Origin of the sequence: Salegentibacter chungangensis, from assembly GCF_042678405.1 — a bacterium.
In the GTDB taxonomy this organism is placed as follows: Bacteria; Bacteroidota; Bacteroidia; order Flavobacteriales; family Flavobacteriaceae; genus Salegentibacter_A; species Salegentibacter_A chungangensis.
In genome coordinates this window covers 753,065-778,742 of sequence record NZ_JBHTLI010000001.1, presented here as the reverse complement: position 1 = coordinate 778,742, position 25,678 = coordinate 753,065, and the positions used below count along the sequence as shown (strand labels likewise).

Genomic DNA, 25,678 nt, shown 5'->3' with positions numbered 1-25,678 from the left:
CATTGGGTATGATCTCAGCCCAAACGGGCACCCCTTCTTGAGATTTGCCGCAAAGGTAAAAAGCTTTTTTTGATTTCCGGTAATATTATTCGATTTTGATATAATTGCCGTAATTTTACCTCCAATGTTAAACACAAGGCGCTCCATAACTCTAAAAGTACTGGCTGGCTACATCCTGGTGGCTGCCCTTGCAGCAATAGCCGTATGGGTAGTCTATAACCGCGTGGTTGCCTTTACCGATCTTGCCCAGAAAAACAACACCAATAACGAGAAGCTTTTCCTGGTAAGTGAGATCACCACGGGACTTTATAAAACCGAAAATATTAGCCGGAGGCTTATCCAAACCGGAGACAGCACTGAAGTGGAACGATACAGGAATCAGATTGACAGCATAAAAGGAAGTATCAGGAAGCTCCAGCAAACCTACCCGGAAGGGACTATGCAGACTGAACTGGACAGTATCCTTGTCCTGCTTTCCAGAAAAACCTCTAACCTCGAGGAGTTGAACGAATTACGGCAGGAAGACAGAAGCACGAACTATTATACCCGGGTGATCAATGAGCTTAAAAAGGTAGATGAATCTTTCGCCGATAAGAATTATGAGCAACGATTTTCCAACCTGGAACCTCATCAAAGAAAGGTTCTTATAAGGCTTCTGGAATATGCCGAAGAAGACAATGCGAAGAAGCTGACCAATAAAACGGCCGATTCACTTATTAATCAGGTGAAAAGTGTTCTGAACGAACTTGAGATCGCTAATGAGAGGTTCAGGAATACCCTGTTTAAAAAGGAAACCGAATTACTTGACAATGACACTGTTCTTAATCAGCAGCTAAGAAAAATCCTTTCAAAGATCGAACAGGAAGAGCGGGAGGCATCCCTGGCACAAGCCGAGAATTCCCAGGAAATGCTTACAGAAACTTCGCGCATTCTTTTTATTGCCGGCGCCATAAGCATTGCCATAATTCTTGGATTTCTGGTACTGATAGTCCGCGATGTTACCAGGAGTCATCAATACAGGGTAGAACTGGAAGAAGCCAAGACCTTTGCCGAATCCCTTTTAAAGAGCCGCGAACAATTTATGGCCGCGATCACACACGATCTTCGCTCTCCTTTAACCACGGTGATAGGGTATACCGATCTGCTGGAAAAAACCGGTCTTAACACCAAACAACAGCATTATTTAAGACAGCTGAGAAAATCTTCAGATTTTATCCTGCACCTGGTAAATGACCTGCTGGACCTTTCTAAACTGGAAGCAGGAAAAATGCTGATCGAAAACCTGCCATTTAATCCTAAAAAACTAGTTGAAGATACGGTCACCAATTCGCTTCCGGGTGAACTCAAGGAAAATGTAAAGGTAGTTACCGATATTGATGAGAATTGCAATTTACAGGTATTGAGTGACCCTTTCAGGATAAAGCAGGTTATCGCCAATCTTGTCACAAATGCCTATAAATTCACCGAAAAAGGAGAAGTAAAGGTAAGCGCAAGGCTTGAGAATAAAGCTTCAGAAGACGAAACTCTTATTATTTCGGTTAAAGATACCGGCATTGGGATTCCGGAAGATAAGCAAGAAGCGATTTTCGAGGAGTTCTCACAGGAGAATAGTAAGATCGAAAAAACTTACGGCGGAACAGGCCTTGGTCTTAGTATCACAAAACGAATAACAGAGCTCCTTAAAGGTAAGATCGAGCTGAAAAGCGAGCAAGGCAAGGGAAGTGAGTTTATTGTTAGCCTTCCGGTTGAAAAACCGGCAAAGAACGAAGAGAAGCCAAAAGCCACCTCAAAAGAGGAAACAGGACTCAACCTGAAAGGCAAAAAAGCTCTGGCAGTAGATGATGAGCCTTCCCAGCTGGTCCTGACCAAAGAGCTGGTAAAATCCCTGGGAATGGAGTGTGACTCTTGTCTTGACGGGGAAGAAGCCCTTAAAAAGATCAAAGCTGAAAACTATGATCTGGTTTTAACCGATATCCAGATGCCAAAAGTTGACGGATTCCAGCTCATAAAATTCATCAGGGCTAATGAAAAGATAGCAAACCTCCCGGTAATTGCACTTTCAGGAAGAACAGATGTAAATGCTGAGGCCTACCTGAAAGCAGGATTTACCGGAAGCCTGTTAAAGCCATACAAACCTGCCGACCTTCACAGTAAGATCGCAGAGATCTTTAAACTGGAAGTCATAAAAAAAGAGAGAACACAGACGCTTCAAAAACAAAAGAACTCGAATTACAATCTTGAGGAGATCTATGAATTTTCCGGGGGCGATGAACAGGCAATGCAGGTAATTTTAAAAGCATTCCTGCAAAGTGCGGAAACCAATATCAGGGAACTTCGTGAGGCCCTGAAAAATGATGACAAAGAAGAAATGGGTAGAATAGCCCACAAGATGCTGCCAATGCTAAAGCAAATGCAGGCAGGCCATATTATTCCCGAATTACAGAAACTGGAAGCGCACGAGCCCGTACCGGAACCCAAGGTTAAAAAGCTTATTCTTCAGATAGAAGAACTGATGAAAAGCCTTGAAGCGGAAATTACAGTTTAATCCCGTATTGCTTTAGTTTGTTGTAAAGGGTTTTTCGGTCTATAGATAGTATTCGGGCTGCTTTGCTCTTATTTCCTCCCGATTTTTCCAAAGCATCTATGATAAGCTGTTCCTCGTTCTTATTACGGAAAAGCCCGTAATCGGTCTCACTTTTTGTAGCTGTAGCTATTTCGTGAGGCAGAACCTTCAACGGAATAAGGTCTCCCTGGGTAAGCAATACCGCACGCTTAATCATATTTTTTAGCTCCCGAAGGTTACCGGGCCAGTTGTAATTTTTAAATGCGGTAATGGCATCATCAGAAAAACCAACAACATTTTTCTCCAGCTCTTCATTGGCCTCTTCAAGAAAGTGATCGGCAAAGATCATCAGGTCTTCTTTCCGGTCTTTCAGGGAAGGTACCTTTATAGAGAATTCATTCAGCCTGTGATAAAGATCTTCTCTGAAATTCCCTTCTTTTACCGCCTGTGCCAGGTCTTCATTGGTTGCGGTAACCACTCTGATATCCACTTCAATTTCAGCATTGCTTCCAACAGGCTTAATACGTCTTTCCTGTAACGCCCTTAACAGCTGAACCTGTAGTTCATAGCCCAGGTTCCCGATCTCATCAAGAAAAAGAGTTCCACCATTAGCGGCCTGAAAGTGACCCGTTTTATCATTGATTGCCCCCGTAAAAGAACCTTTTATATGGCCGAAGAATTCACTGGAAGCGATCTCTTTAGGAATTGCCCCGCAATCTACCGCCACAAAAGGAGCATCTTTTCTTTTGCTCTGTTCGTGAATACTTTTGGCTACCTGCTCTTTCCCGGTACCGCTTTCCCCAATAATAAGGACAGACATATTGGTTGGGGCCACAAGCTCTATATAATCGTTAAGCCTTACCGAGGCATCACTTACTCCTTTAATAAAAGACGAACGTACAGGCTTATCTGCCTTGGTCTTTTTCTTTGGCTTAGCCGGTTTGGCTTCCTCTACTTCATTTTGTTTTAAGGCATTTTCTATGGTCTGAAGAATAGATTCAGGTCTAAAAGGCTTAGAGACATAATCAAAGGCGCCAGATTTCATAGCTTCTACGGCCATACTGATTTCGGCATAGCTTGTCATCACGATCACCTGGGACGCCTGATCTTTGGCCTTAACTTCTTTAAGGATCTCCAGGCCATCCTTATCCGGCAACCTTACATCGGTAAGGATCAGCTCAAAATTGTCTTCTGCGATTTTATTAAAGGCATCGGCAGCAGAAAATGCGTGCTCTGCCTGGTAGCCTTTCTTGTTAAGAAAAGTCTTTAGCATAGTTCCGAATGCAACATCGTCTTCTACAATGAGAATTTTAGCCATAAATTGAATTTTGAGCCTTGGTTACAAATTTAACAATCTTATACTCATAGAATTTAAAATTAAGCATAAAAAAAGAGGCCTTTTTATAAGACCTCTTTAATCTGACAAATGTAAAATATTTATACTTGTCATCGGGTGGTATCCATTTGCAGGCGAACCGGGGGAACACAAACCCATTTCAAGCTTCGAATGTAAAGGTGAGAATGGTTAGTTGATTAATGGACTTAAGAGTCTCTCACTTCTTTACGCCTGCCATCTGCCGGGGTAGATTCGCAACCTTAGTTCCGGTTGTGTATTCCTAATTTCACCTGGCACCGAAAGAGTTGGCTTCTCTAAAACTTCGGTACTGTTTAGTTTATAAAACCGCCATAGTAGGCTCAAAATTCAATCTGCTATGGCGGAAGCAAGGATTAACTCCTTAACAATTATTTATTGATTAGTAGTAGTTGGTATTTAATTTTAGAAAGACTTCCAATTTGTTATTTATCATCCTCTTCTCCGTCTTCCTCTACCCAGTTACCATCCTGGTCGGCATAAACCTTTTTCATCTCTCCTTCAACATTCAGGGCTAATTTATAGGTAGTTTTTCCGTCCTCTTCTTTTACCCAGGCTTCCTCGGCCATCGATCCGTCAAAATCGTTGATTATAGCCTCTTTTACTGCCTGCGGCAAAGCAACAACCTCAATTCTCTGGAATTCGGCTTTCGCCTCCTGCTTCATCTCCATTTCCTGTTCTACAACCTCTTCCTGAGCTTCTACCTCAGTTTCCACTTCCATTTCCGCTTCGGTTTCCTGAGCCTGTAACCCGGCAGTCGAAAAGAACATTGCTGCAACTGCCATCATCGATAATCCAAACTTTTTCATAATTCTGATTTTTAATTATTGTTTAATAAGTACTGTGGTTAATAAGAATAACGGAATTATTATGCCAATTTTATGAAAAACCATCTGAAGGCTTGCAGATCAACAGGTTCAGGAGTTTTATAAAAGATATGTTTAGAAAATATTATGTAGAAACCCCCTGAATTAAGAAGATTTTATGTGGAAATAGCTCCCACATTTTAGCTGATTTTCCGGGGACAGAGGGCCTTTTGAGACTTTAGAATAAAGATTTTGCAAGTTCCTGAATTCCTTAAACAAAAAAAGAGGCCCGCAATGGCCTCTTTTTAATCCGAAAATCTAAATTACACAGCAGTTTGATCTGCCGCACTTTAAAATCATACAATCTGTCTATTGCAATCGTAAAGGGTACTGACAAAACCATACCGAAAGTAACTAAATTGTTTTATGTTTTTGATTTACAGCTAATTAATAGTTTTTCAAGGATTTCTTAGAATGCCTTGTTTTGTAGAATTTTAACACTTTACTTGATAAAAGTGTAGAAAAATTCTACACTTTTATTTTAAAGGGTCCTGCCTTCTCGCCTTTTTCTCGGAATGCATCTTCTTTCTCTTCAGGCGTTTCAGTTTCGCTGCTTTACTCGGTTTGGTCTTTTTCCTTGGTTTTTTCTTCTTTAAGGCTTCCTTAATGATCTCCAGAAATCTTGATATCACCTCATCTTTATTCTTATGCTGACTTCTGGTCGCCCCACTTTGCAATACCAGTTCATTATTCTGGGTAATTCTGGACTCCAGCTTCTTAAATATCCGCTCCTTTTCTTCCGGCTTCAGCCCTTCCGAATTCTCCACATCAAAGTGCAGTTCCACCTTAGAGGCGGTCTTATTGACATGCTGCCCCCCGGCCCCGGAACTTTTCACCGCCTTAAAATTAAGCTCACGTAAAATTGTTTCCTGATCCAAAACCTAATGTACCTGGTGTGTTGACTTCAGGAGATCGGCCACTGTTTTTACAGGGTTAAAGGTTGACACCGGCACCTCAACAAAAACGGTATTCCATTTAGCCATTCCCCCGTTCCAAAGCCCCGGACGCTCCAAAGCTTTTAAAGGCTTCCCGTCTTTGGTCTTATCGGCAATAAAACTCATTTCAGGGTCCACAAATTCCTGTAGATCGAAGGCTTCCCCCTTAAAGTTGTGAATCCCACATACGATATCCACAGGGTTAAAATGGGTAGCTTCCCGGGCGATCTTGAGTTGTTCGGGATTGTCCTTATCTATTTGAGCACCTTCAATGATCTGAAGTGACACTTCGCCGTCTTTATTCTTCACAAGAAATGGCCCGCCACCGGGTTCTCCTTCATTCTTCACCATTCCGCACACCCGCAACGGCCTGTCCAGTTTATCCTGAAGGGCCTTCACTTTTTCTGAAGTTGAAAGGCTTTCAAATTCCTGAATTTTAGCGCATAATTTTGTTTCAAGGAAATCCTTTATTTCCGAAAGGAATTCATCCTTAAATTCGCTATGATCGGTCAATTCCTTTAAATATCTGAAGATCTGCTCCTGCAGCTCCAGGAGGTTACCGCCAAGCATTTTCTTATACTCCACCACGTCTCCTATAGACTGCTTCACCACCACATTATCTATATTCTTGATAAAAACAAGGTCGGCATCCTGTTGATTAAGGTTTTCGATAAGCGCCCCGTGACCACCCGGCCTAAAGAACAATTTTCCGTCTTTAGTGCGGAAGGGTTCGTTATGATCATCTACCGCAATGGTATCGGTCTTCGGATCCTGGTAGGAATATGAAATTTCGAACTTTGTATTCCTGTCCTTCTCCAACCGGTCCTTAATAGCTTCGAATTCTTTTTCAAACTTCTCTTTATCCCCTTCAGCTACGGTAAAATGAAGACTTGTCTTCCCGTTTACATCCAGGTAAAGTGAAGCACCGTATAAGTGCTCCTCAAAGGCCGTTGCCAGATGATCGTCATATTTATGAAAAGGCACAAGACCCTTTGGGTAATTGCTCAAATCAAGCCCGTTTGAATACAACATTGTTTCTACCAACAGCAGGCGCTGCTCATCTGAAGTTTTATCTTCAAAATCACTGTGATTTTCCTTTGCCTTTTCCTGGGCCATTTCATAGAACGGAAGCTGATCTATCTTCGTGAAGAATCGCTGAAGGTTTTGGTTCTCCTTCTTATCTAAATATTCCCTCAGGCTTTCCTTATCGGGGTGAAATTCATTTACAAAATTATGAAGGGCCTTGAACATCCTGGTGGCAGCACCGGAAGCCGGCACAAATTTCATTACTTTTAACTGATCTTTTCTGGCTTCAAAAGTCCCGATAAAATTTTTTTTCCGGGCTTCTGAATATTCAGATATACCTTTCCCTACGGTTGCGGCCTCACGGATATCTACTTTTATATTTCCTCTCTTAAAAATCTCAATCTGTCGTTCTACCTCTTCAGTAGTCAATCCCTTCTCCTTAATCTGAAGGATATCCTTTTCACTTAACTTCACTTTTGTGTTTTTTTATCAGTTTATCAATTTCAGACACCGCGGTCTCCAGGCGTTCCTGAAGATTTCCTTTTAGAACCGTATAAGGCTTATTGTAGAGTTGTAGGGCAGTCTCGAATTTTTCAAACATGCCTTCCCGGTCATTGGGCTTGTCCCTTAAGTCATCGGGTGTCCAGGGAACGTCAATATACGTTAAAAAGTAAACATGATACTGGTTGTTTAACGCATGTTTAAGAAGTAAAGGGTCGCAAAAACCTTCATAATAGGCTTCTGAATAGACCTTAAGTTCCAGAAGATCAGTATCGCAAATAAGCACGTCTCTGGCCTTCGCAGAAAGTTCGTTTTCACGCGCCATTTGCCCCCGGGCGATAGGGATAATATCTGAAGGCTGGCAAACCAGTTGTTCCTTATCCCATTTCTCCTGAAGATATTCCCGCATATATTCCTCCACCCAAAGCGTATCATAATGCCGGGCCAGCTGCCTTGAAAGAGTGGTCTTCCCGGTAGATTCGGGGCCAAAGAGCACTACTTTTATGCAGGACGAAGATCGTTGCGCAAGTTTTTCTTCCATGCTTTATATCCATAAATCGCGATAATGGTGAAGATCAGGTACTGAAAGCTTGTAAATACAAGGCCTTTGTAAAAATACAGGGGTACCGAAATTATATCTCCCACTATCCAGAATAACCAGTTTTCGATTTTTCTCTTAGCCATCTGCCACATTCCCACAAAGAATACGGCGGTAGTCAAGGTGTCTACATATGCCGTCCAGCTATTCCACTTATCAAAATACTCATAAACAACGAAAACAAAAAGCAGGGTGGCAATGAAAATAAATACCGACTTAATATTTTCGCCTTTAGTGGTATTGGTTATTGGGGTGTAATGTTCAGGATCCACCTTCCTGGTCCAGATGTACCAGCCGTAAATACTCATTAAGAAATAATAGGCATTGATCATCATATCCCCAAGCAGCTGCCACTGGTAAAGAATATACACAAAGATCAGGGTACTTATGATCCCCGTTGGATACACCAGGATATTATTCTGCTTGGAATACCATACCGAAAGAAAGCCGAAGATCACGGCGATAATTTCAAGAATAATAAAAAGGGTTGGATAATTGTAATACTGATCAAAGAAAAAATCAAAAATCGGCTGCATATTCGCTTCGGTCAGATTTCACAATTTTCATATACATAAGTCCGCGGTCTATGGCTTCGAATGCAGATTTGATCTCGGTGTTCAGCAAGCCCATCACCTCATCATAATCCCCATAAACCTGGGTGCTTAAAGGATTCTCTTTAACCGTGAGCCCTGAAGCCCTTAACTTCTTTATAAAATTGATGATAGCAGGTTCAAAATCGTCCTGAATTGGAGTCAGGGTAAGTTCTACTGAAATTTTCATTTTAACACAGTGTTTTTTGTCAAACCCAAAGTTAGGCATAATTTAAAGGGCCTCACATTTCTGCAGATAAAATCACTTAATTTAAGCCTCCGTTCTCGAAAGCGGTTCCAATAACCACAAGATCGGCACCGGCTTTAAAGGCTCGTTCCAGCTGCTCCCGACTTCTTATTCCTCCTCCAACGATCAGGGGGATATTAATCGCCTTCTTCACCTCTCCTACGATCTCTTCAGAAACAGGCTTTAAGGCTCCGCTTCCTGCCTCAAGATAGATGAGTTTCTTTCCCGAAAACTGACCTGCGAGCGATGTATGCACTACTGTTTCGACCTCGGTTTGCGGGATGGGCCTGGTATTACTTACTCTCTGTACGGCACATTCCTTTCCCCCGTCTATCAGCACGTATCCGGTGGGAATAATTTCGAGCTTCGAATCACGCAGTTTTTGCACCGATCTCACCTGTTGTTCTATTAAATACTCAGGATTTCTCCCAGAGATAAGGCTTAGGAACAGAATTCCATCTGCGGCGTCAGTGATCTGGGTGTGACTTCCGGGAAAAAGTATAACCGGAAGATTGGTATATTTCTTAACCGCTGTTACGCTAAGCGCGGTCTTTTCATCTTCTACGGTACTGCCACCAACAAATATATGCGTGACGCCTTCGGGAAGTCTTTTAATAAACTCTTCGGCTTCGGTATCATTGAATTTATCGGGATCTATAAGTACAGCCAGCTGTTTTTCTCCAGAAGCCAGCTTAGCCTCAAGTTGGGAATATAATCCGTTCATCAGGATTCCTTTTTGAGCTTTTCGGTCTCGGGCGAACCATAAACGCAGGTAAAGCCTTCAAACTCGAGGAAATTCAGCTTATAAAATGACGAATTCCCGTTAAAAGAAACCTTAGCCGTGGTCTTGGAATCGTCAAAATCGAAATCGGTGACATTGATATGCTGCAGGAATCCAAGTCCCGGCTCGGCATACATCTTATAGATAGATTCCTTAGCCCCCCAAACGATGGTAAGCTTCCTGATAAGCGCATCTTCATTTGCGAGCGTATGATACTCTTCAAGAGGCGTGAATTTCTCAGCGATCTTAAGAATTTTATTTCTCTGCTTCTCGATATCGATCCCCACCTTTTCATCGCTCACTATGATCCCGGTGAAATTGAAAGAATGAGTTATCGAAATGTTCTTCCCATCCCTCAAGTGCGGTTTTCCCAGTTCATCATAGAAAAGGTCGTGGTCTACATAACCGGCCTCGGCCATCAAATGCCTGATACTCATAAATCCACGCCTGTGGATCTCCGATTTCATTCCGTTCACCCGCCTTTCACAATGCGGGGTGAGTTTTATACCCCGGCTTAACCAGTCGAGGGACTCTTCCACCTTCCAAATGAAGACTTTAGTGTGATCGTTCGGTGTTATTCTTTTGTAAAGAGGCATGTAGAATTGTTCTAGATTATGTATTTTTGCAAGAAATTGCTAATTATTCAAATATAATAATATGTCAACTAAAACAGTGCCTTATACGGCTTATAAAGTTAAAGATATCTCCCTTGCCGATTGGGGAAGAAAGGAAATAGAACTTGCCGAGGCAGAGATGCCGGGATTAATGGCGCTTCGTGAAGAATATAAAGAGGAGCAGCCTCTAAAAGGGGCCAGAATTGCCGGTTGTTTGCATATGACCGTACAGACTGCTGTACTCATCGAAACCCTTGTTGCTCTTGGTGCCGATGTTACCTGGAGTTCCTGTAATATTTTCTCTACCCAGGATCACGCTGCTGCTGCAATTGCCGCTGCCGGAATTCCGGTTTATGCCTGGAAAGGAATGAACGAAGAGGAGTTCAACTGGTGTATAGAGCAAACCCTTTTCTTTGGAGAAGAGAGAAAGCCTCTTAATATGATCCTTGATGATGGCGGAGATCTTACCAATATGGTCTTTGACCAGTATCCTGAACTTGCCGAGGGCATTAAAGGACTTTCTGAAGAAACCACTACCGGGGTTCACCGTTTGTACGAACGTATGAAGAAGGGAACGCTGCCAATGCCGGCCATCAATGTAAACGATTCTGTTACCAAGTCGAAATTTGATAATAAATACGGATGTCGTGAGAGTGCGGTAGATGCAATTCGTCGTGCTACCGATGTAATGCTTGCCGGAAAAAGAGTTGTGGTTTGCGGATACGGAGACGTTGGTAAAGGTACTGCAGCTTCTTTCAGAGGTGCAGGATCTATTGTTACCGTAACCGAGATCGACCCAATTTGTGCGCTTCAGGCGGCAATGGACGGGTTTGAAGTAAAAAGACTTGAGACCGTACTTCCGAAAGCCGATATCGTGATCACCACTACCGGAAACAAGGACATCGTTAGAGGAGAACATTTTAAGGCGATGAAAGACAAAACCATCGTTTGCAATATCGGGCATTTTGACAATGAAATTGCTGTTGCCTGGCTGAATGAAAACTACGGCGATACTAAAGATGAGATCAAACCACAGGTAGACAAATACACCATAGCCGGAAAAGACATCATCCTTCTTGCTGAAGGGCGTCTTGTAAACCTTGGTTGCGCAACAGGTCACCCAAGTTTTGTGATGAGTAACTCATTCACCAACCAGACCCTTGCACAGATCGAGCTTTGGAACAATTCAGACAAGTACGAGAATGAAGTTTATATGCTTCCGAAGCATCTGGATGAAAAGGTTGCCAAACTTCACCTGGAAAGAATCGGGGTTGAACTAACCGAACTGAACCAGGAACAGGCAGACTATATTGGCGTGGAAGTTAATGGCCCATTCAAACCTGAATATTACAGATACTAATCCAAACACGGATTTACCCAATAAAAAATCCTTTCTGGTACCAGAAAGGATTTTTTATTTATATCAGGTTCAATATATATTATTCCGCACTCATAAACCACATTACCAGTAAAGCAACGAGCACTACTATTAAAGCTGCAAGAAACACGAACATCCATTTTTTCACAGGTTTCCTGCGGCTGTGCCAGGCAGTAACGGCCTTGCGCGATCCTCCCAAAAGGCCACCTTCATGCAGGATCTCCCGCGCCTTCACCCTGTCTTCTTCAGAAACCTGGATACGCACTTCAGACATGCCTGTATCCAGTTCCCGGTTTTCATCCAGGATCTTATAATGTACATTCTCCTGGTCAAAAAGCCCTTTTATTATAGAAACCTCGCTGTGATCTGTAGTAGTAAATACCGTGATATAGTCCATAACACTGAATGTTTGTAACTACTAAAGATACAAAAAAAGCCTTTCTGAATTCAGAAAGGCTTTTTATTGGTTCTTAAAAAGAAAGTTCAATTAAGCTTCGAAAGGCTCAACAGAAACGTATGATTTATCATTTTTCTTTTTAGTGAATTTTACGATACCATCAACTTTGGCATGTAAAGTATGGTCTTTTCCTGCATACACATTCTCACCTGGATTGTGTGCAGTACCCCTTTGTCTTACGATGATGTTTCCGGCAACGGCAGCTTGTCCTCCGAAGATCTTCACACCTAAGCGTTTCGATTCTGATTCTCTACCGTTCTTGGAACTACCAACTCCTTTTTTGTGTGCCATCTTATTTTAGGTTTTTAGTAGATTAATAATTTAGCTTAAAGCTTCGATTAGTTCGGCTTTCTTCATAGAAGAATATCCCTCAAGTCCTCTTTCTTTAGCCATCTCTTTCAATTCAGCAACCGTGTGTTTGCTTAAATCTTTAGAGTCATCTTCTTTAGCCTTTGGCTCCTCTTTTTTCTTTGGAGCAGCAGCTTTTTTGCCTCCTTTGGCAGAAATGCTTTCAATAACGATCTCGGTTAAAGCCTGACGGTGACCGTTCTTAACACGGTAACCCTTACGTCTTTTCTTTTTGAAAACAATAACTTTATCACCCTTTAGGTGGCGAGTGATCTTTGCCCCTACCGAAGCACCTTCTATAGCCGGGGCGCCTAAAGTAACATCGTTTCCGTCTCCTGTTAGAAGAACTTTATCGAAAGAAAGCTTATCTCCTTCTTCTCCCGCCAAACGATTAACGAATACTTTTTGGTCTTTTGCAACTTTAAATTGCTGCCCTGCTATCTCTACAATTGCGTACATAGCGTATCGATTAATTAATTATTTTATAAAATAAACAAGCCTGCATCTGCGCAAGCGGGTGCAAATATACTTCTAAATAATTAATTGGCAAAGTCTTTCGGTTTTTTTAGACCGAATGCTTCTGGCTGCTTTTTGTGTTCCAGGAATCCTTAAAAAGCTGCATAAATGTAAGGGCAAGAACCAAAGTCGTGGCAAACCCCATAATAGCAACTACAAACAGAATGATCCCTATCCCCGTGCCATAGTCTGTTCGCCACATAGTGAGCAAATTATCGGGAAAATCAGGATTGATCTCTGTAGCATAAATCCCGAAGAAAATGGTGAAAATAATAGTGGCATTAAAGCCCGTTAACAACAAGGCCATAAAACCCTTCTGATATTTAAATTTTTTACCCTGCTGTAACTGGTAATGTTTAATAGCCTCAAACATACCATATCCCATAATCACGCCGTTGAATAAACTGTAGATAGGGTTAATATGCAGATTAAAGAGCGACAGAATTAGAAAATAAGCGATGAGACCCGCCGAAATGGCGACCCCGTATTTAATTGGAATACTGTATTTTTTCATAACAAAGTCGATGTTTTATCAGTAAATTTCTTAAAAATTAGTCAATATTACACACAATAGCCTGTTAATTTTGAATAATACATAAGAGTAATATCCGAAATACCGGCAGCTTATACATCCCGGTTCCCTAAAAATTCCCTGTAAACACTTTTCTAGTCACTTCTCAATAAAGAGGCAATAACCTGATTAACAGATAACTTAATTTTTAGGATGACAAACATCATATTTTTCTACACCTAGAGTTAGTAATTTTAAGATTATGAAAAAAATTCATGCCCTTAAAATTCTGATTATCACATTTGTGATGATCTCACCACTTGGCATACAGGCACAGCAAGACCTAAGCGCCAGGGAAATTGTACAAAAAGCCGATGAGAACATGCGGGGAAAGACTTCGGCAGCCGAGATCGATATACAGATCATCAGGCCTACCTGGAAACGTGAAATGAGGATGAAAGCCTGGAGCAAAGGCGATGATTACTCCATGATTCTGGTTAAATCTCCGGCCAAAGAGAAAGGCACGGCTTTTCTTAAAAGAATGAAAGAAGTATGGAATTGGGTACCCTCTATCGAGAGAACCATAAAATTACCTCCTTCTATGATGTCTCAAAGCTGGATGGGCACCGATTTCACGAATGATGACCTCGTTAAAGAGGCATCAACCGTGCAGGATTATGAACATAGAATTCTAGGCAAAGAGGAAATAAATGGCAAAGAAACCTATAAAATTGAGATGATTCCGAAGCCCGATGCAGCAATAGTTTGGGAAAAGGTAATTATCTGGATAGACACCGAGGAATTTTTGCAGTTAAAAGCCGAGTTCTATGATGAAGATGGAGAACTGGTAAATGTGATGAATTCCGGAGAAATTAAAATTTTGGGCGGCAGAAAGGTCACCTCTAAAATTGAAATGATCCCGGTAGATAAACCAGGTTACAAAACACTGATCATTTACAAGGATATTGTTTTTGATAAAGACATCAATGACAGCTTCTTCACTACCCGTAATATGAAACAATTGAAGTGATGTTTTTAAAGATCGCATGGTTAAATATCTGGCGTAATAAGCGACGAACGCTAATTACCGCAACCTCGGTTTTCTTTGCCGTGTTGCTCGCCATCCTCACAAGATCTGTCACCGATGGAGTGTATGAAAATATGATCAGGAATATGGTGAGCTATTCTTCCGGCTACCTACAGGTTCATCAAAAAGGCTATTGGGAGGAACAATCTATAGACAACACTTTTGAGTCTAAGCCTGAGTTGAACCAAAAGTTACTGCAACAACCCGGGGTTACCCAGATAATGCCTCGCCTGGAAAGTTTTGCGCTTGCTTCTTCCGGGGATAAAACAAAAGGAGTTATGATCCTGGGAGTTGATCCTCTGAAAGAAAAAACGGTTAATAACCTTCATGAAAAAATAACTGACGGGCAGTATCTGGAGAGTGAAAATGAAAATGCAGTGGTGATAGGGGAAGGACTGGCATCACATCTTCATTTGAAAATTAATGATAGCCTGGTCTTGCTTGGCCAGGGATATCATGCAAGCAGCGCCGCAGGAAAATACCTGATAAAAGGTGTTATAAGTATGGGATCACCTGAATTGAATGATAATATTGTCTATATGCCTCTTTCACAGGCCCAGGCAATGTATGGTGCTGAAAATCGCCTTACCGCCATCTCTATAATGCTGAAGAAATCAGCGGACCTTGAAGATTTAAAATCAAATATAGATGCCCGTATTGATCCCGAAAAATATGAGATCATGACCTGGAAGGAAATGATGCCGGAAATAGACCAGTTTATAGAAGCTGACAGTACCGGGCATTTGATAATAATAGGAATACTTTACCTGATAATCTCTTTCGGGCTTTTCGGAACCTTACTTATGATGACCTTTGAAAGACTTAGAGAATTTGGGATCCTTATCGCCATAGGAATGAAGAAACAATTACTGGCACTTATCCTTCTGCTGGAGTCGGTAATGATCTCTTTAATTGGTTGCTTTGCCGGGGTGGTAGGAGCCCGTCTTGTAATCCTGTGGTTCACTGAAAACCCGATTCATTTTACAGGAGAACTTAAGGAAGTCTATCAAACCTATGGAATAGATCCGATCATCTTTTTTTCTGAAGATCATAGAATTTTCCTCATTCAAGCCTCGATTGTATTGTTGCTGTCAATTATCCTGGCATTATATCCGGGAATAAAAGTAATGAAGCTCAAACCTATAGATGCTATAAATAGTTAAAGATGTTGGTTCAAATTGCCTGGCGGAATATTTGGCGCAATAAAACTCGAAGTCTTATTGTAACAAGTTCTATTGCCATTGGTTTATGGGCAGGAATTTTTATTCTCGCCTTTGCCTGGGGGATGTATAAGAACAATATTGATGAAACGGTTTTTAAACAGCTTTCTCACCTCCAAATTCACCACCCTTTATTTTCAAAAGAGAATGACGCAAAACTTACTGTTCCCGGATCGAATGAGGTTTTAGAAAAACTCAGGAGCCAGCCCCAGGTGGCATCGGTAAGCTCCCGGGTAATTACCTCAGGAATGATCTCTTCTACCACAACTGCAGGAGGGGTAAAGATCATAGGGATAGACCCTGATTCTGAAAAGCAGCAGATCCGGCTCAATGAAAATGTCAGGCAGGGAGGTTATTTCGAATCAGGGAAAGAAAATGAGATCTTGCTTGGAGAAAAACTAGCTAAAAAACTGAAGGTTAAATTGAAAAGCAAGGTGGTGCTCACCTTCACTGATGTGAATTCTGATATTATTTCAGGTGCTTTCAGGGTTGGGGGGATATACCGCTCGGGGAACCTTTCTTTAGATGAAGTGAATGTATACATATTAAGACCTAAGCTGAGAGAATTTTTAGGCCTTGATCAGGATGAGACTAATGAAATCGCGATCCTTCTGAAAAGTGAAGGAGACCTGGCTTACATAAAGGAATATTCAAATAGTATAGCACCCGGTTCAAAGGTGGAGGACTGGAAAGAAATGGCCCCGGAGCTAAGACTGGTTATAGAATCCTTTAATCTCTACACCTACATCATCACCGGAATAATTTTGTTAGCCCTCACATTTGGGATCGTCAACACAATGCTCATGTCAGTCCTTGAGCGTATTAGGGAGTTGGGAATGCTTATGGCAATCGGGCTTAATAAGCTGAAAATATTCCTGATGATTATGCTTGAGACCCTTTACCTTTCATTAATAGGCTGCCCTGCAGGTTTATTGATAGGATGGCTGACTGTAAAAATACTCGGGAATTATGGGATAAATATTTCCATGTTCTCTGAAGGACTATCTTCTTATGGATTTAGTCCGGTGATCTATCCGGCTTTAGATGATCAAAAATACGGAGTAGTTGCCATTATGTGTTTGATCACCGCATTGCTATCGGCTATTTATCCGGCGTACAAAGCTCTTCAATTAAATCCTTCAGAGGCGATCAGAAAAATATAAGATTATGGCCAAGACTATAATAGACGCGCATAATATCAGTAAGACCTATAACCAAAAAATGGTGCCGGTAAAAGCGCTACAGGATGTGCATGTACATATAGAAGAAGGTGAATTTGTAGCGCTGGTAGGCCCGTCCGGCTCAGGAAAATCCACCCTTCTGAATATGATGGGCGGGCTTGATAAACCCACCTCAGGCACTGTGATCATAGATGATGTTGAGATCACCAAACTTTCCGAAAATAAGCTTATCGATTTCAGGCTTCACAATATAGGTTTTGTGTTTCAGGCCTTTAACCTGATTCCCGTGCTTACTTCCAAAGAAAACATCGGTTTTGTATTGCAGCTTCAGAATGTTTCGAAAAAAGAAAGAAAACAGCGGGTGATGGAATTGTTGAAAGAAGTAGGGCTCGAAGATAAAATCGACAATAAGCCGGGAGAGCTTTCAGGTGGTCAGCAGCAAAGGGTTGCAGTGGCCAGGGCCCTGGCTTCAAAACCTCAAATTGTTCTGGCTGATGAACCTACCGCAAACCTGGATTCGGTATCGGCCAATAAATTAATGGATATCATGGCAAAACTAAACCGTGAGGAGAATATAACTTTTCTTTTTTCAACTCACGACCCGCGTGTCATTAAGAAAGCAAGAAGGGTGATCACTCTTGTTGATGGCCGGGTTGATTCAGATGTGCAGCAAACTCCAACTTAAGAAAATGAAAAAATGGAGGCTATATCTGGTTTTGATACTGCTGGTGTCATTCAACGTCTATTCACAGGAAGAGGCGCCAAAGATCTCTGTTGACGGATATATTAAAAACCTGCACGAATTCAACTTTATTGACCGGCTGGACCAATTACAATGGACAAGCCTTATTCACAACCGGCTTAATTTTAAATACCTGCCAAATGATGAATTTAGCATAAGACTGGAAGTGAGAAACAGAATATATTACGGGGATCGCATAAGATCCTTCCCTGGTTTTGCTGAAATGCTGGATGATGATCCCGGGCTGGCAGATCTTTCGGTTAACTTAATTGAAGAGAATAACCTGGTCTTCAATAGCCTTATTGACAGGGCGCTGGTGAACTATACGAAGGCCAATTGGGATATCAGCCTTGGCAGGCAGCGAATTAACTGGGGGATGAATCTGGTATGGAACCCGAATGATATCTTCAACACTTATAATTTTCTGGATTTCGATTATGAGGAGCGCCCCGGAAGTGATGCGATACGAGTACAGTATTATACCGGAGACTTCAGCAAGATAGAGTTAACAGCGAAGGGAGGAAAGCAAAATGATGATCTTATTGCCGCCGGAATGTACAAATTCAACAAATGGACCTATGATATCCAGTTTTTAACCGGGGTGTATCAAAAGGACTGGGTAGTAGGGGCAGGATGGGCAGGAAACCTGAAAGAAGCTGGATTCAAAGGTGAGATCTCCTATTTTGTGCCTTATGAAGAATACCCCGGGAATGAAAATGTTATGAGCGCTTCCATTTCTTTAGACTACGCTTTTCAGAAAGGCCTGTATGTTAATAGCTCGGCACTCTACAACAGTTCTGCTAACAATTCATTTTCAAGCATAGAAGATCTTGCCCTCGCCAGGATCAGCGCCAAAAACCTGATGCCTTTTAAATATTCTTTTTTTCTTCAGCTTTCAAAGGAGTTTACGCCCATCTTTTTGGGTACCGCCAGTTTCATCTATTCTCCCACGAGACATTCAGTAATCGCAATGCCTTCTCTTAATTATTCACTTGCCACCAACTGGGACCTCAACTTTACAAGCCAGTCCTTTTTCGAATTTGAGGATTACAAAACCCTTGGGAATAGCTGCTTTTTAAGGCTTCGTTATAGTTTTTAGGCAAATACTTTTAGAGCAGAACTCTTAATCAATAAACAACCTCCTGCTCTTCGATCTTACGGGCTACTTCCGCAAGTTCATTGATGATGCTCGATCCTTTATCCTTGTTGTACCATAATTGAAGCTGGGCTTTGAATTCGGCATCTATCTTACCAAACTTTTCCTTGTAGTCGGTAACAAGTTTGGTAGCTGCGGAGGTACGTGGCCCCCAGGTGGTGATTACTTCCAGATCAGGAGTTAATATGATCAGTTTCGGAATGGATCGGGTACCGTTGGTAAGGAAATTATCCATTAATTCCGGGTGCTCATCTCTCAAGATGATCTTGAGGTCGATATTCTCTGAGGCCTCTGCGAGTTTATTAAGCACCGGGAGCGTTTGTGCCGCGTCTCCACACCAGGATTCGGTGATCACCAGCCAGATCTGTTTCGTCTTTAGTTCGTTAAAAATGGAGTTTTCGGCTTCTGAAAGCAGTAACTTTTTATTTAGCCGGCGGGAACGCTTGTGGTTTAAGGCTGTGAAATCAACCCTGTCTTTATTGATTTCTCCGGTGGTGCTTTCCGCACTTACCAGGTCTTCCATGAGATCCATATATTCTTGGTAGCTGAAGGAATTTTCCAGGCTTTGGCTCAACTGTTCTTTCATAAAATCAAATTTTTAAAGTGTAATATTAAGCTTCTTTGCTGCCGGGAGAAATGACCATCCTCAGGTTATAGGATAATTGTAAGAAGAGACGCCGATGAAGGCCTGAAAGTAATTACCTGAAATTGGAAGCTCCAACAGAACTATAACTTTGGTTGTTTAAAAGCCCTAAGGGGCCTCTACATTATTATCTTATTCTTTTCCTGAACCGGATGGCCCCAACAGAGCCACTAATAAATATCCAAAAGCTTTGAACTTAAAGCAACCAAGCATAAGTTTATTCACCCCCTCCCTGCCCAAATAGAGGCGGGTAGTTATAAAAGCACTCATCATTGGGCCAAGCCCTCCGAGAGCGTGATTATATAATAAATGGGAATATGATGCAGGCCGGAATACAAAGAAAGCCAAATGATCCAGGAAATAAGGTACGCCAGGGCGAAAAAAGTCACCAGTTGTTTCACATATCGAAGCCTAAAAGAGCAAATCTCAGTCAATTAAAATTAAAGGATTCCTGCCAAATAACCCGAACAATTCTGTAACAAAACATCCTGTTTACACACTTATTAATTGCATTAATAAAAATTAACTCCAAATGATCAACTACTTAAAACTTACAGCCTGCAGTCTTTTGCTGGGGTTCACCACTTTTGCCCAGGAGGTGGAATTCACGGAATATGACCTGGATAACGGGCTACATGTGATCCTGCATCAGGACAATTCAGCCCCTGTAGTCACCACCTCGGTAATGTACCACGTAGGGGGGAAAGACCGCGAAGAAGGACGAACCGGATTCGCCCATTTTTTCGAACATCTTTTATTTGAAGGGACCGAAAATATCCCAAACGGAAAATGGTTTGAAATTGTAAGCTCCAACGGAGGCAGCAACAACGCCAATACCACTAACGACAGGACATACTATTATGAGATCTTCCCTTCCAACAACCTTGAGCTGGGACTATGGATGGAGTCTGAACGTATGTTGCACCCTATTATCAAGCAAAAAGGTGTAGACACCCAGAACGAGGTGGTAAAAGAGGAAAGAAGGCTTCGTTATGACAACTCCCCTTACGGAGGATTGTTACCGGCAGTTTTCAGCAATCTTTTTGAAAAGCATCCTTACAAAGACCCTAATATCGGGTATATGAAAGACCTTGATGCCGCCACACTTGATGAATTCAACGCCTATTTCGATAAATATTATGTTCCTAACAACGCGGTGCTTGTGGTTGCCGGAGACATTCAGCTTGAGGATACAAAGAAAATGATCAAGGATTATTTCGGGCCGATCCCTTCAGGAAAAGAGATCGAAAGAAGCTTCCCTAAAGAAGAACCTATTACCGAACAGAAAAATGCCACCGCTTACGATCCTAATATTCAGATCCCCGCGACGGTTACCGCGTACAGAACCCCGGAATTCACTAATCGTGACTCCTATGTGCTAAACCTTATTTCCTCTTATTTAACAGACGGAAACAGCTCAAAACTTTATAAGAAACTTGTAGATGAGCAAAAGCAGGCGCTTCAGGTTGGAGCCTTTAACCTTGAACAGGAAGATTACGGAATGTATCTGGTATACGCTCTTCCGGTGGGAGAAACTTCCCTGGATACTCTTAACAGCGAAATAGAAGAAGAAGTAGCCAAGCTAAGAAATGAGCTTATCTCAGAAAAGGATTTTCAGAAACTTCAGAACAAGGCTGAAAACAACTATGTGAATTCAAATTCAAGTATGGCCGGAATTGCTAATTCTCTGGCACGAAACTATCTTCTTTACAACGATACCGGGCTCATTAATGACGAGATCGAGATCTATAGAAACATTACCCGGGAAGATATTAAGCGTGTTGCCAATAAATACCTGAAGCCAAACCAAAGGCTGATCTTAGAGTATCTGCCGGAAAATAAAGAGGATAAGGCTGAAGCCGAAACCAAATAAAATGAAGAAAATGAGAAAAAATATATTAGCATTTGTGGCCGTTCTGTTCATCGCATTCGGTGCCACAGCCCAGATAGACCGAAGCAAACAACCCCAGCCGGGACCCGCTCCGAAGATAAATGTGGGAAAACCTGAAACCTTTACTCTCGACAACGGCCTGAAAGTTATGGTTGTTGAAAACCACAAACTTCCACGAGTTTCAATGTCGTTAAGCCTTGACAACCCGCCACATCCTGAAGGATCTAAAGCCGGAGTTTCCAGTCTTATGGGAGCAGTTCTGGGGGCAGGAAGCAACAACATTCCAAAAGACGAATTCAATGAAGAGGTAGACTACCTTGGAGCCAGCCTGAATTTTTATTCAGCAGGGGCTTCAGCTAACACCCTTTCAAAATATTTCCCAAGGGTCCTTGAACTTATGGCTGAAGGGGCTATAAACCCTAAATTCACCCAGGAAGAGTTTGACAAGGAAAAGCAACGTCTTATCGAAAATCTGAAATCCAATCAAAAGGACGTGGCATTCAATGCCAGACGTGTACGTTCTGCGCTTGCTTACGGTAAGAATCATCCCTATGGAGAGTTTGCAACTGAAGAAAGCATTGAACAGCTAAACCTGGAGAATGTAAAAGCCTATTACAACACCTATTTCGTTCCACAAAATGCATACCTGGTTATAGTAGGAGATGTTGACCCAGCCGAGACCAAAAAACTTGTAGAGGAGAATTTCAGCAACTGGGACAAAAAAAACCTTCCTTCATTCAAGCTGCCGGAAGTGACCAATGCTCAATACACCCAGATCAATTTTATTGATATGCCAAATGCCGTGCAGAGTGAGATCGCGGTAGTAAACACCATCAAATTGCAAAAAGGAGATGAAGACTACTTCCCTGTGCTGCTGGCCAACAAAATTCTCGGCGGTGGCGGTGAAGCCAGATTATTCCTTAACCTTCGTGAAGATAAAGGATATACTTATGGCGCGTATTCAAGCACGGGAGACGACAAGATCGCTTCCACTTTTGTAGCAAGTGCAAGTGTAAGAAATGCCGTTACAGACAGTGCTATCGTTGCTTTTCTTGATGAGATTCATAGAATAAGAGATGAAAAGGTGACGCCTCAGGAACTGAATAATGCCAAGAACAAGTATACAGGAGACTTTGTACTTTCTCTGGAACAACCTTCAACTATCGCCAAATTTGCACTCAACATCGAAACCGAAGACCTTTCGGATGATTTCTACGAGACCTTTCTTGAGAAAATAAAGGCTGTTACACTTGAGGATGTACAACGAGTAGCCCAAAATTATTTCAAGATAGACAAGGCCAGGATCGTGGTTGCCGGAAAAGGCAGCGAGGTGGCTGAAGACCTTGAGAATATGACTTATAACGGGAAGAATATTCCTGTACGGTATTTCGACAGATTCGGAAATGAAACGGAAAAGCCTGAAGCCAAGAAAATGGATGCTTCTATGAGTGTAAAAAAGGTTTTCGAAAACTATATTGAGGCCATTGGAGGTCGGGAAGCAGTGAATGATATAGAGAGCGTAGTGCTTTTAGCCCAGGCCGAGGTGCAGGGAATGCAACTTGACCTTAACCTGAAACGCACTTCCGACGGAAAGCTGAATCAGACCATTTCTATGAATGGCAATGTGATGAGCAAACAGGTGTTTAATGGTGAGGAAGGTTATGTGATGGCTCAGGGCCAGAAGATCCCATATACCGAAGATCAGATAAAGATCGCCAAAGCCGATGCCAATCCGTTTCCTGAACTAAATACAGAAAATGCAAGCCTTGAAGGGATAGAGGAAGTCAACGGCAGTGATGCTTATGTAGTTGCTTTCGACGCTAACAACAAATCTTTCTACGATACTGAAACAGGCCTAAAAGTGCAGTCCTCTAAAACTATGTCGCAGGGAGGACAGACTATGACGATCACCACAGGTTATAATAATTACGAAGCCACTGAAGGAGTGAAATTCCCTCATCAATTGTCTATGAACATGGGGCCTCAAAATCTCGAATTTAATGTTTCTGAAGTACTTGTAAATGAAGGGGTTTCTGAAACCGATTTCGAACTGTAACCGTTTTTTTATTAATGTTTGATAGAAAGCCGGCCGTGGGTCGGCTTTTTTATTGATATCAGGCGGCCTGCTTCTTATGGCGGGTATAGAATTTCTTGGATCGGTTCACAATAAACACTCCCAGCAGGATCACCGCGGCCGAGGTCAGCTGCCAGACACCAAAGGTCTCATCATCAAGAATACCCCAGCCTAATGCAACAACGGGAATGGTATAGGTAACAGAAGTGGTAAATACCGGATCTGAGATCTGCACAAGCTTATTAAAGATCACCATCGCAATCCCTGTCCCTATCACTCCCAGAACAGCTACATACATCACAGAAAGCTGCAGCTTCTCAGCTCCAAGATCCTTTTCAAAGAACCCTGAATAATAAAGAATAATCAGCGCAGGGATCAGCAAAACCGAAAAGTTACCAGCCGTGATCCCCAAAGGCGTAATGCCGCTCATATGGGTTTTAAGTATATTCACATTAAAGGCATAACAGCTGGTGGCAATGATCACGAGGCCCGAGTAAAGATAATTCTGATCGGGATTAATGCTTGCCCCGCTTAGAATGAGGCCAAGCGTCCCAAGAAGCCCAATGACCACTCCTATCACTTTATTTTGGGTTAAGCCCGTACCGAACAGCAGCGCCCCAAAAATAAGGGTCATTAAAGGGGTGGTAGCATTAAGAATAGAGGCGATGGCACTATCAATTTCGGTTTCTGCAAAAGAGAAGAGATAAACAGGAAAAAAAGAGCCCAGGAATCCTGTAAAAATGATCCACTTCCATTGCTGAAACCTCAGCTTCATCAGGCTTCTGAAGCCAATCAGTATAAGAAATAAAGCCGCGAAAATAATCCGAAAGGATCCAACCTGAAGAGCCGTAAGACCTACCAGTCCTTTCTTAATAAGGATAAAGGAGCTTCCCCATACCAGGGAAAGAATGAGCAGGTACACCCATTTGATATTTGATTGCGGCATTGGTCCTGAAACTTTCGTGTTAGCGGGCCGAAGGTAAAACAATAATCAGAATTAAAAACAAAAAGCCCGGCGTGAATAACACACCGGGCCTTGATTATAATAGACTGTTTTTCTACTGGTTCTCGGTAAGCGGAATAGGGAACTGTACAAATACATCGTCTCCTGCGCGATCAAGCGGAAGCTCATCCAGCATATCATACCTCCTCATATCTATCCACCTGTGTCCTTCAGCGTATAAAGAATACCTTCTCTGCTCCAGCATTTCCTCTGTTAAAGCCTCAGTAGTCTCAGGTCCCGTATAAGGCCCGATCCCGGCTTTAGCCCTGATGATATTTAATGCTTCTACGGTTTCTGCAGGATCTATACCGATATTCGCTTCGGCATAAAGAAGGATCAGCTCTTCATTCCTGATGATCGGGATGGCATCGGTATTAGACTTATACCGGTAAACTGCATACTCCCCGGTCAGCCCGTCAAGCGTTAAAGGTTCACTTCTCATCGCGATCTTATCAAGCCTGTTGTCACCCTCTTCAGCATCGGTCACAAACGAGGGCTGAACAATTCTTGCACCTGCAGTGGTTGCCTCCACAGGGAAGTACATAGGGTTAAGAATATCGGTCTGGTCACTGGAGAAATTATAATAGATCCCGGTATAAAGGTCACCATCCAGGTCCAGGAATGAGTCTTCAAGGAATGCAAGTACCGCGGCATCATCTCCCTGGTAGGCAGCAACCCTGGCAGAAATAGCCTTGTTAACCTCAAGAAATGAAGAAGGGGTATCGAATCCGCTAAAACCTGAAGAAAGTATGAATGGAAATTCATCCCCGCCCCCGGCAAGATCGGAGGCACCGTCTTCGAGCATTGCACGAATTCCTGAAAGCGCTTCAGTATAAGAAACAAAAGGCCCCAGATTATTCTCGTCAGATACATCAAGACGAATTCCGTTCTCGTAAGTAAGGTTCAGATTCAAAAGAAGTTCATAGGCTATAAAGGTTTTCAGAAAGCCTTTGGTAGCGCTGATCTCTTCAGCTGAAAACTGAGCAGAAAGATCCTGCCCGTCAAGGAACTCAAGTATAAGATTCGCGTTCTTCACCGTACGATACCTGGAAGCCCAGGGCGCGGTGATATAAAAAGTGTTGTTATCCAGCACCGCGTTCTCCTTCCCTAAAAGGTCTCCGGTAAATCGCGGGTCGGAACTTGAAAATCTCCAGAATTCCCGGCCTATAACGCCAAGGTCATCATAATAAGTCCCCAGCCTGTCTCTCATACTGTAAAGGATACCCCCTACAAGATCCTGAAGGTCCCCACGGGTTAAATTTTCCCTGAAAGCATCCACCTCAGGGTTATTCAGGTCAGAAAACTCCTTGACCTCACAGGATACGAAGCCTGTGAAAAGAGCGCTAAGAATGAGTAGTTTATATATGTATTTTCTCAT

The 25,678-nt window shown here is 42.3% G+C and carries 25 protein-coding genes; 9 read left to right on the top strand and 16 right to left on the bottom strand.

Annotation, left to right across the window (positions count from 1 at the left end; genetic code table 11):
- The first annotated feature begins 124 nt into the window (after positions 1–124).
- Positions 125–2,545, top strand: coding sequence for a hybrid sensor histidine kinase/response regulator (locus tag ACFQ3Q_RS03475; protein WP_380742946.1), 2,421 nt, complete (start codon positions 125–127; stop codon positions 2,543–2,545).
- Here the strand turns inward: ACFQ3Q_RS03475 and ACFQ3Q_RS03470 are convergent.
- The 9 genes from ACFQ3Q_RS03470 to ACFQ3Q_RS03430 all read right to left on the bottom strand — a co-directional run bounded on the left by ACFQ3Q_RS03470 (position 2,535) and on the right by ACFQ3Q_RS03430 (position 10,075).
- On the bottom strand, positions 2,535–3,881 hold the full coding sequence (locus tag ACFQ3Q_RS03470; protein WP_380742945.1) for a sigma-54-dependent transcriptional regulator: 1,347 nt from the start codon (positions 3,879–3,881) through the stop codon (positions 2,535–2,537). The two genes, ACFQ3Q_RS03475 and ACFQ3Q_RS03470, sit on opposite strands and share 11 nt — an antisense overlap.
- A gap of 479 nt (positions 3,882–4,360) precedes the next feature.
- The gene (locus tag ACFQ3Q_RS03465; RefSeq protein ID WP_380742943.1) at positions 4,361–4,744 is read right to left on the bottom strand and encodes a hypothetical protein; all 384 of its coding nucleotides are present in this window, start codon (positions 4,742–4,744) and stop codon (positions 4,361–4,363) included.
- 533 nt (positions 4,745–5,277) lie between these two features.
- Positions 5,278–5,679, bottom strand: coding sequence for an alternative ribosome rescue aminoacyl-tRNA hydrolase ArfB (gene arfB / locus ACFQ3Q_RS03460; RefSeq protein WP_380742941.1), 402 nt, complete (start codon positions 5,677–5,679; stop codon positions 5,278–5,280).
- Positions 5,680–5,682: 3 nt separating this feature from the next.
- Positions 5,683–7,236, bottom strand: a complete 1,554-nt coding sequence (locus ACFQ3Q_RS03455; RefSeq protein WP_380742939.1) for a DUF4301 family protein — start codon at positions 7,234–7,236, stop codon at positions 5,683–5,685.
- Positions 7,223–7,804: an AAA family ATPase gene (locus ACFQ3Q_RS03450; RefSeq protein ID WP_380742937.1), complete on the bottom strand. Its 582-nt coding sequence runs from the start codon at positions 7,802–7,804 to the stop codon at positions 7,223–7,225. The genes ACFQ3Q_RS03455 and ACFQ3Q_RS03450 overlap by 14 nt, the downstream gene beginning before the upstream one ends.
- Positions 7,765–8,397, bottom strand: coding sequence for a nicotinamide riboside transporter PnuC (gene pnuC / locus ACFQ3Q_RS03445; protein WP_380742935.1), 633 nt, complete (start codon positions 8,395–8,397; stop codon positions 7,765–7,767). The genes ACFQ3Q_RS03450 and pnuC overlap by 40 nt, the downstream gene beginning before the upstream one ends.
- A complete protein-coding gene (locus tag ACFQ3Q_RS03440) occupies positions 8,381–8,641 on the bottom strand; it encodes a thiamine-binding protein (RefSeq protein ID WP_380742933.1) in 261 nt (86 codons plus the stop codon). Before ACFQ3Q_RS03440 ends, pnuC begins: the two co-directional genes overlap by 17 nt.
- A gap of 76 nt (positions 8,642–8,717) precedes the next feature.
- Positions 8,718–9,422: a geranylgeranylglyceryl/heptaprenylglyceryl phosphate synthase gene (locus ACFQ3Q_RS03435; protein ID WP_380742931.1), complete on the bottom strand. Its 705-nt coding sequence runs from the start codon at positions 9,420–9,422 to the stop codon at positions 8,718–8,720.
- Positions 9,422–10,075: a 4'-phosphopantetheinyl transferase family protein gene (locus ACFQ3Q_RS03430; protein ID WP_380742929.1), complete on the bottom strand. Its 654-nt coding sequence runs from the start codon at positions 10,073–10,075 to the stop codon at positions 9,422–9,424. The genes ACFQ3Q_RS03435 and ACFQ3Q_RS03430 overlap by 1 nt, the downstream gene beginning before the upstream one ends.
- A 61-nt stretch (positions 10,076–10,136) precedes the next feature.
- Here ACFQ3Q_RS03430 and ahcY point away from each other — a divergent pair, with 61 nt between their 5' ends.
- Entirely contained in the window at positions 10,137–11,453 is a 1,317-nt protein-coding gene (ahcY, locus tag ACFQ3Q_RS03425) for an adenosylhomocysteinase (protein ID WP_380742927.1), read from the top strand.
- Between the two features lie 79 nt (positions 11,454–11,532).
- Here the strand turns inward: ahcY and ACFQ3Q_RS03420 are convergent, their stop codons facing one another.
- The 4 genes from ACFQ3Q_RS03420 to ACFQ3Q_RS03405 form a co-directional block, all read right to left on the bottom strand.
- Positions 11,533–11,868, bottom strand: coding sequence for a putative signal transducing protein (locus ACFQ3Q_RS03420; RefSeq protein WP_380742925.1), 336 nt, complete (start codon positions 11,866–11,868; stop codon positions 11,533–11,535).
- Positions 11,869–11,958: 90 nt separating this feature from the next.
- Entirely contained in the window at positions 11,959–12,219 is a 261-nt protein-coding gene (gene rpmA, locus ACFQ3Q_RS03415; RefSeq protein WP_380742923.1) for a 50S ribosomal protein L27, read from the bottom strand.
- A gap of 30 nt (positions 12,220–12,249) precedes the next feature.
- A complete protein-coding gene (rplU, locus tag ACFQ3Q_RS03410) occupies positions 12,250–12,735 on the bottom strand; it encodes a 50S ribosomal protein L21 (RefSeq protein ID WP_380742921.1) in 486 nt (161 codons plus the stop codon).
- 106 nt (positions 12,736–12,841) lie between these two features.
- The gene (locus ACFQ3Q_RS03405) at positions 12,842–13,306 is read right to left on the bottom strand and encodes a DUF4199 domain-containing protein (RefSeq protein ID WP_380742919.1); all 465 of its coding nucleotides are present in this window, start codon (positions 13,304–13,306) and stop codon (positions 12,842–12,844) included.
- A gap of 259 nt (positions 13,307–13,565) precedes the next feature.
- Between ACFQ3Q_RS03405 and ACFQ3Q_RS03400 the strand changes: the two genes are divergently transcribed.
- The 5 genes from ACFQ3Q_RS03400 to ACFQ3Q_RS03380 are packed head-to-tail and all read left to right on the top strand — an operon-like array spanning position 13,566 to position 18,632.
- A complete protein-coding gene (locus tag ACFQ3Q_RS03400; RefSeq protein WP_380742917.1) occupies positions 13,566–14,333 on the top strand; it encodes an outer membrane lipoprotein-sorting protein in 768 nt (255 codons plus the stop codon).
- Entirely contained in the window at positions 14,333–15,553 is a 1,221-nt protein-coding gene (locus ACFQ3Q_RS03395) for an ABC transporter permease (RefSeq protein WP_380742916.1), read from the top strand. The genes ACFQ3Q_RS03400 and ACFQ3Q_RS03395 overlap by 1 nt, the downstream gene beginning before the upstream one ends.
- A gap of 2 nt (positions 15,554–15,555) precedes the next feature.
- On the top strand, positions 15,556–16,773 hold the full coding sequence (locus ACFQ3Q_RS03390) for an ABC transporter permease (protein ID WP_380742914.1): 1,218 nt from the start codon (positions 15,556–15,558) through the stop codon (positions 16,771–16,773).
- Positions 16,774–16,777: 4 nt separating this feature from the next.
- Positions 16,778–17,476, top strand: coding sequence for an ABC transporter ATP-binding protein (locus tag ACFQ3Q_RS03385; RefSeq protein ID WP_380742912.1), 699 nt, complete (start codon positions 16,778–16,780; stop codon positions 17,474–17,476).
- A 4-nt stretch (positions 17,477–17,480) separates the two neighbouring features.
- Positions 17,481–18,632: a hypothetical protein gene (locus ACFQ3Q_RS03380; RefSeq protein ID WP_380742910.1), complete on the top strand. Its 1,152-nt coding sequence runs from the start codon at positions 17,481–17,483 to the stop codon at positions 18,630–18,632.
- Between the two features lie 28 nt (positions 18,633–18,660).
- On the opposite strand, the gene ACFQ3Q_RS03375 is transcribed toward ACFQ3Q_RS03380, so the two are convergent.
- Positions 18,661–19,275, bottom strand: coding sequence for a thioredoxin family protein (locus tag ACFQ3Q_RS03375; RefSeq protein WP_380742908.1), 615 nt, complete (start codon positions 19,273–19,275; stop codon positions 18,661–18,663).
- 589 nt (positions 19,276–19,864) lie between these two features.
- Here ACFQ3Q_RS03375 and ACFQ3Q_RS03370 point away from each other — a divergent pair.
- Positions 19,865–21,205 carry a M16 family metallopeptidase gene (locus tag ACFQ3Q_RS03370; protein WP_380742906.1) on the top strand — a complete coding sequence of 447 codons (1,341 nt, stop codon included), beginning with the start codon at positions 19,865–19,867 and terminating at the stop codon, positions 21,203–21,205.
- Positions 21,206–21,215: 10 nt separating this feature from the next.
- Complete coding sequence (locus ACFQ3Q_RS03365; RefSeq protein WP_380742904.1) at positions 21,216–23,279, top strand: M16 family metallopeptidase; 2,064 nt, start codon at positions 21,216–21,218, stop codon at positions 23,277–23,279.
- A gap of 58 nt (positions 23,280–23,337) precedes the next feature.
- On the opposite strand, the gene ACFQ3Q_RS03360 is transcribed toward ACFQ3Q_RS03365, so the two are convergent.
- A complete protein-coding gene (locus ACFQ3Q_RS03360) occupies positions 23,338–24,243 on the bottom strand; it encodes a DMT family transporter (protein ID WP_380742902.1) in 906 nt (301 codons plus the stop codon).
- A gap of 112 nt (positions 24,244–24,355) precedes the next feature.
- Entirely contained in the window at positions 24,356–25,678 is a 1,323-nt protein-coding gene (locus tag ACFQ3Q_RS03355; RefSeq protein WP_380742900.1) for a RagB/SusD family nutrient uptake outer membrane protein, read from the bottom strand.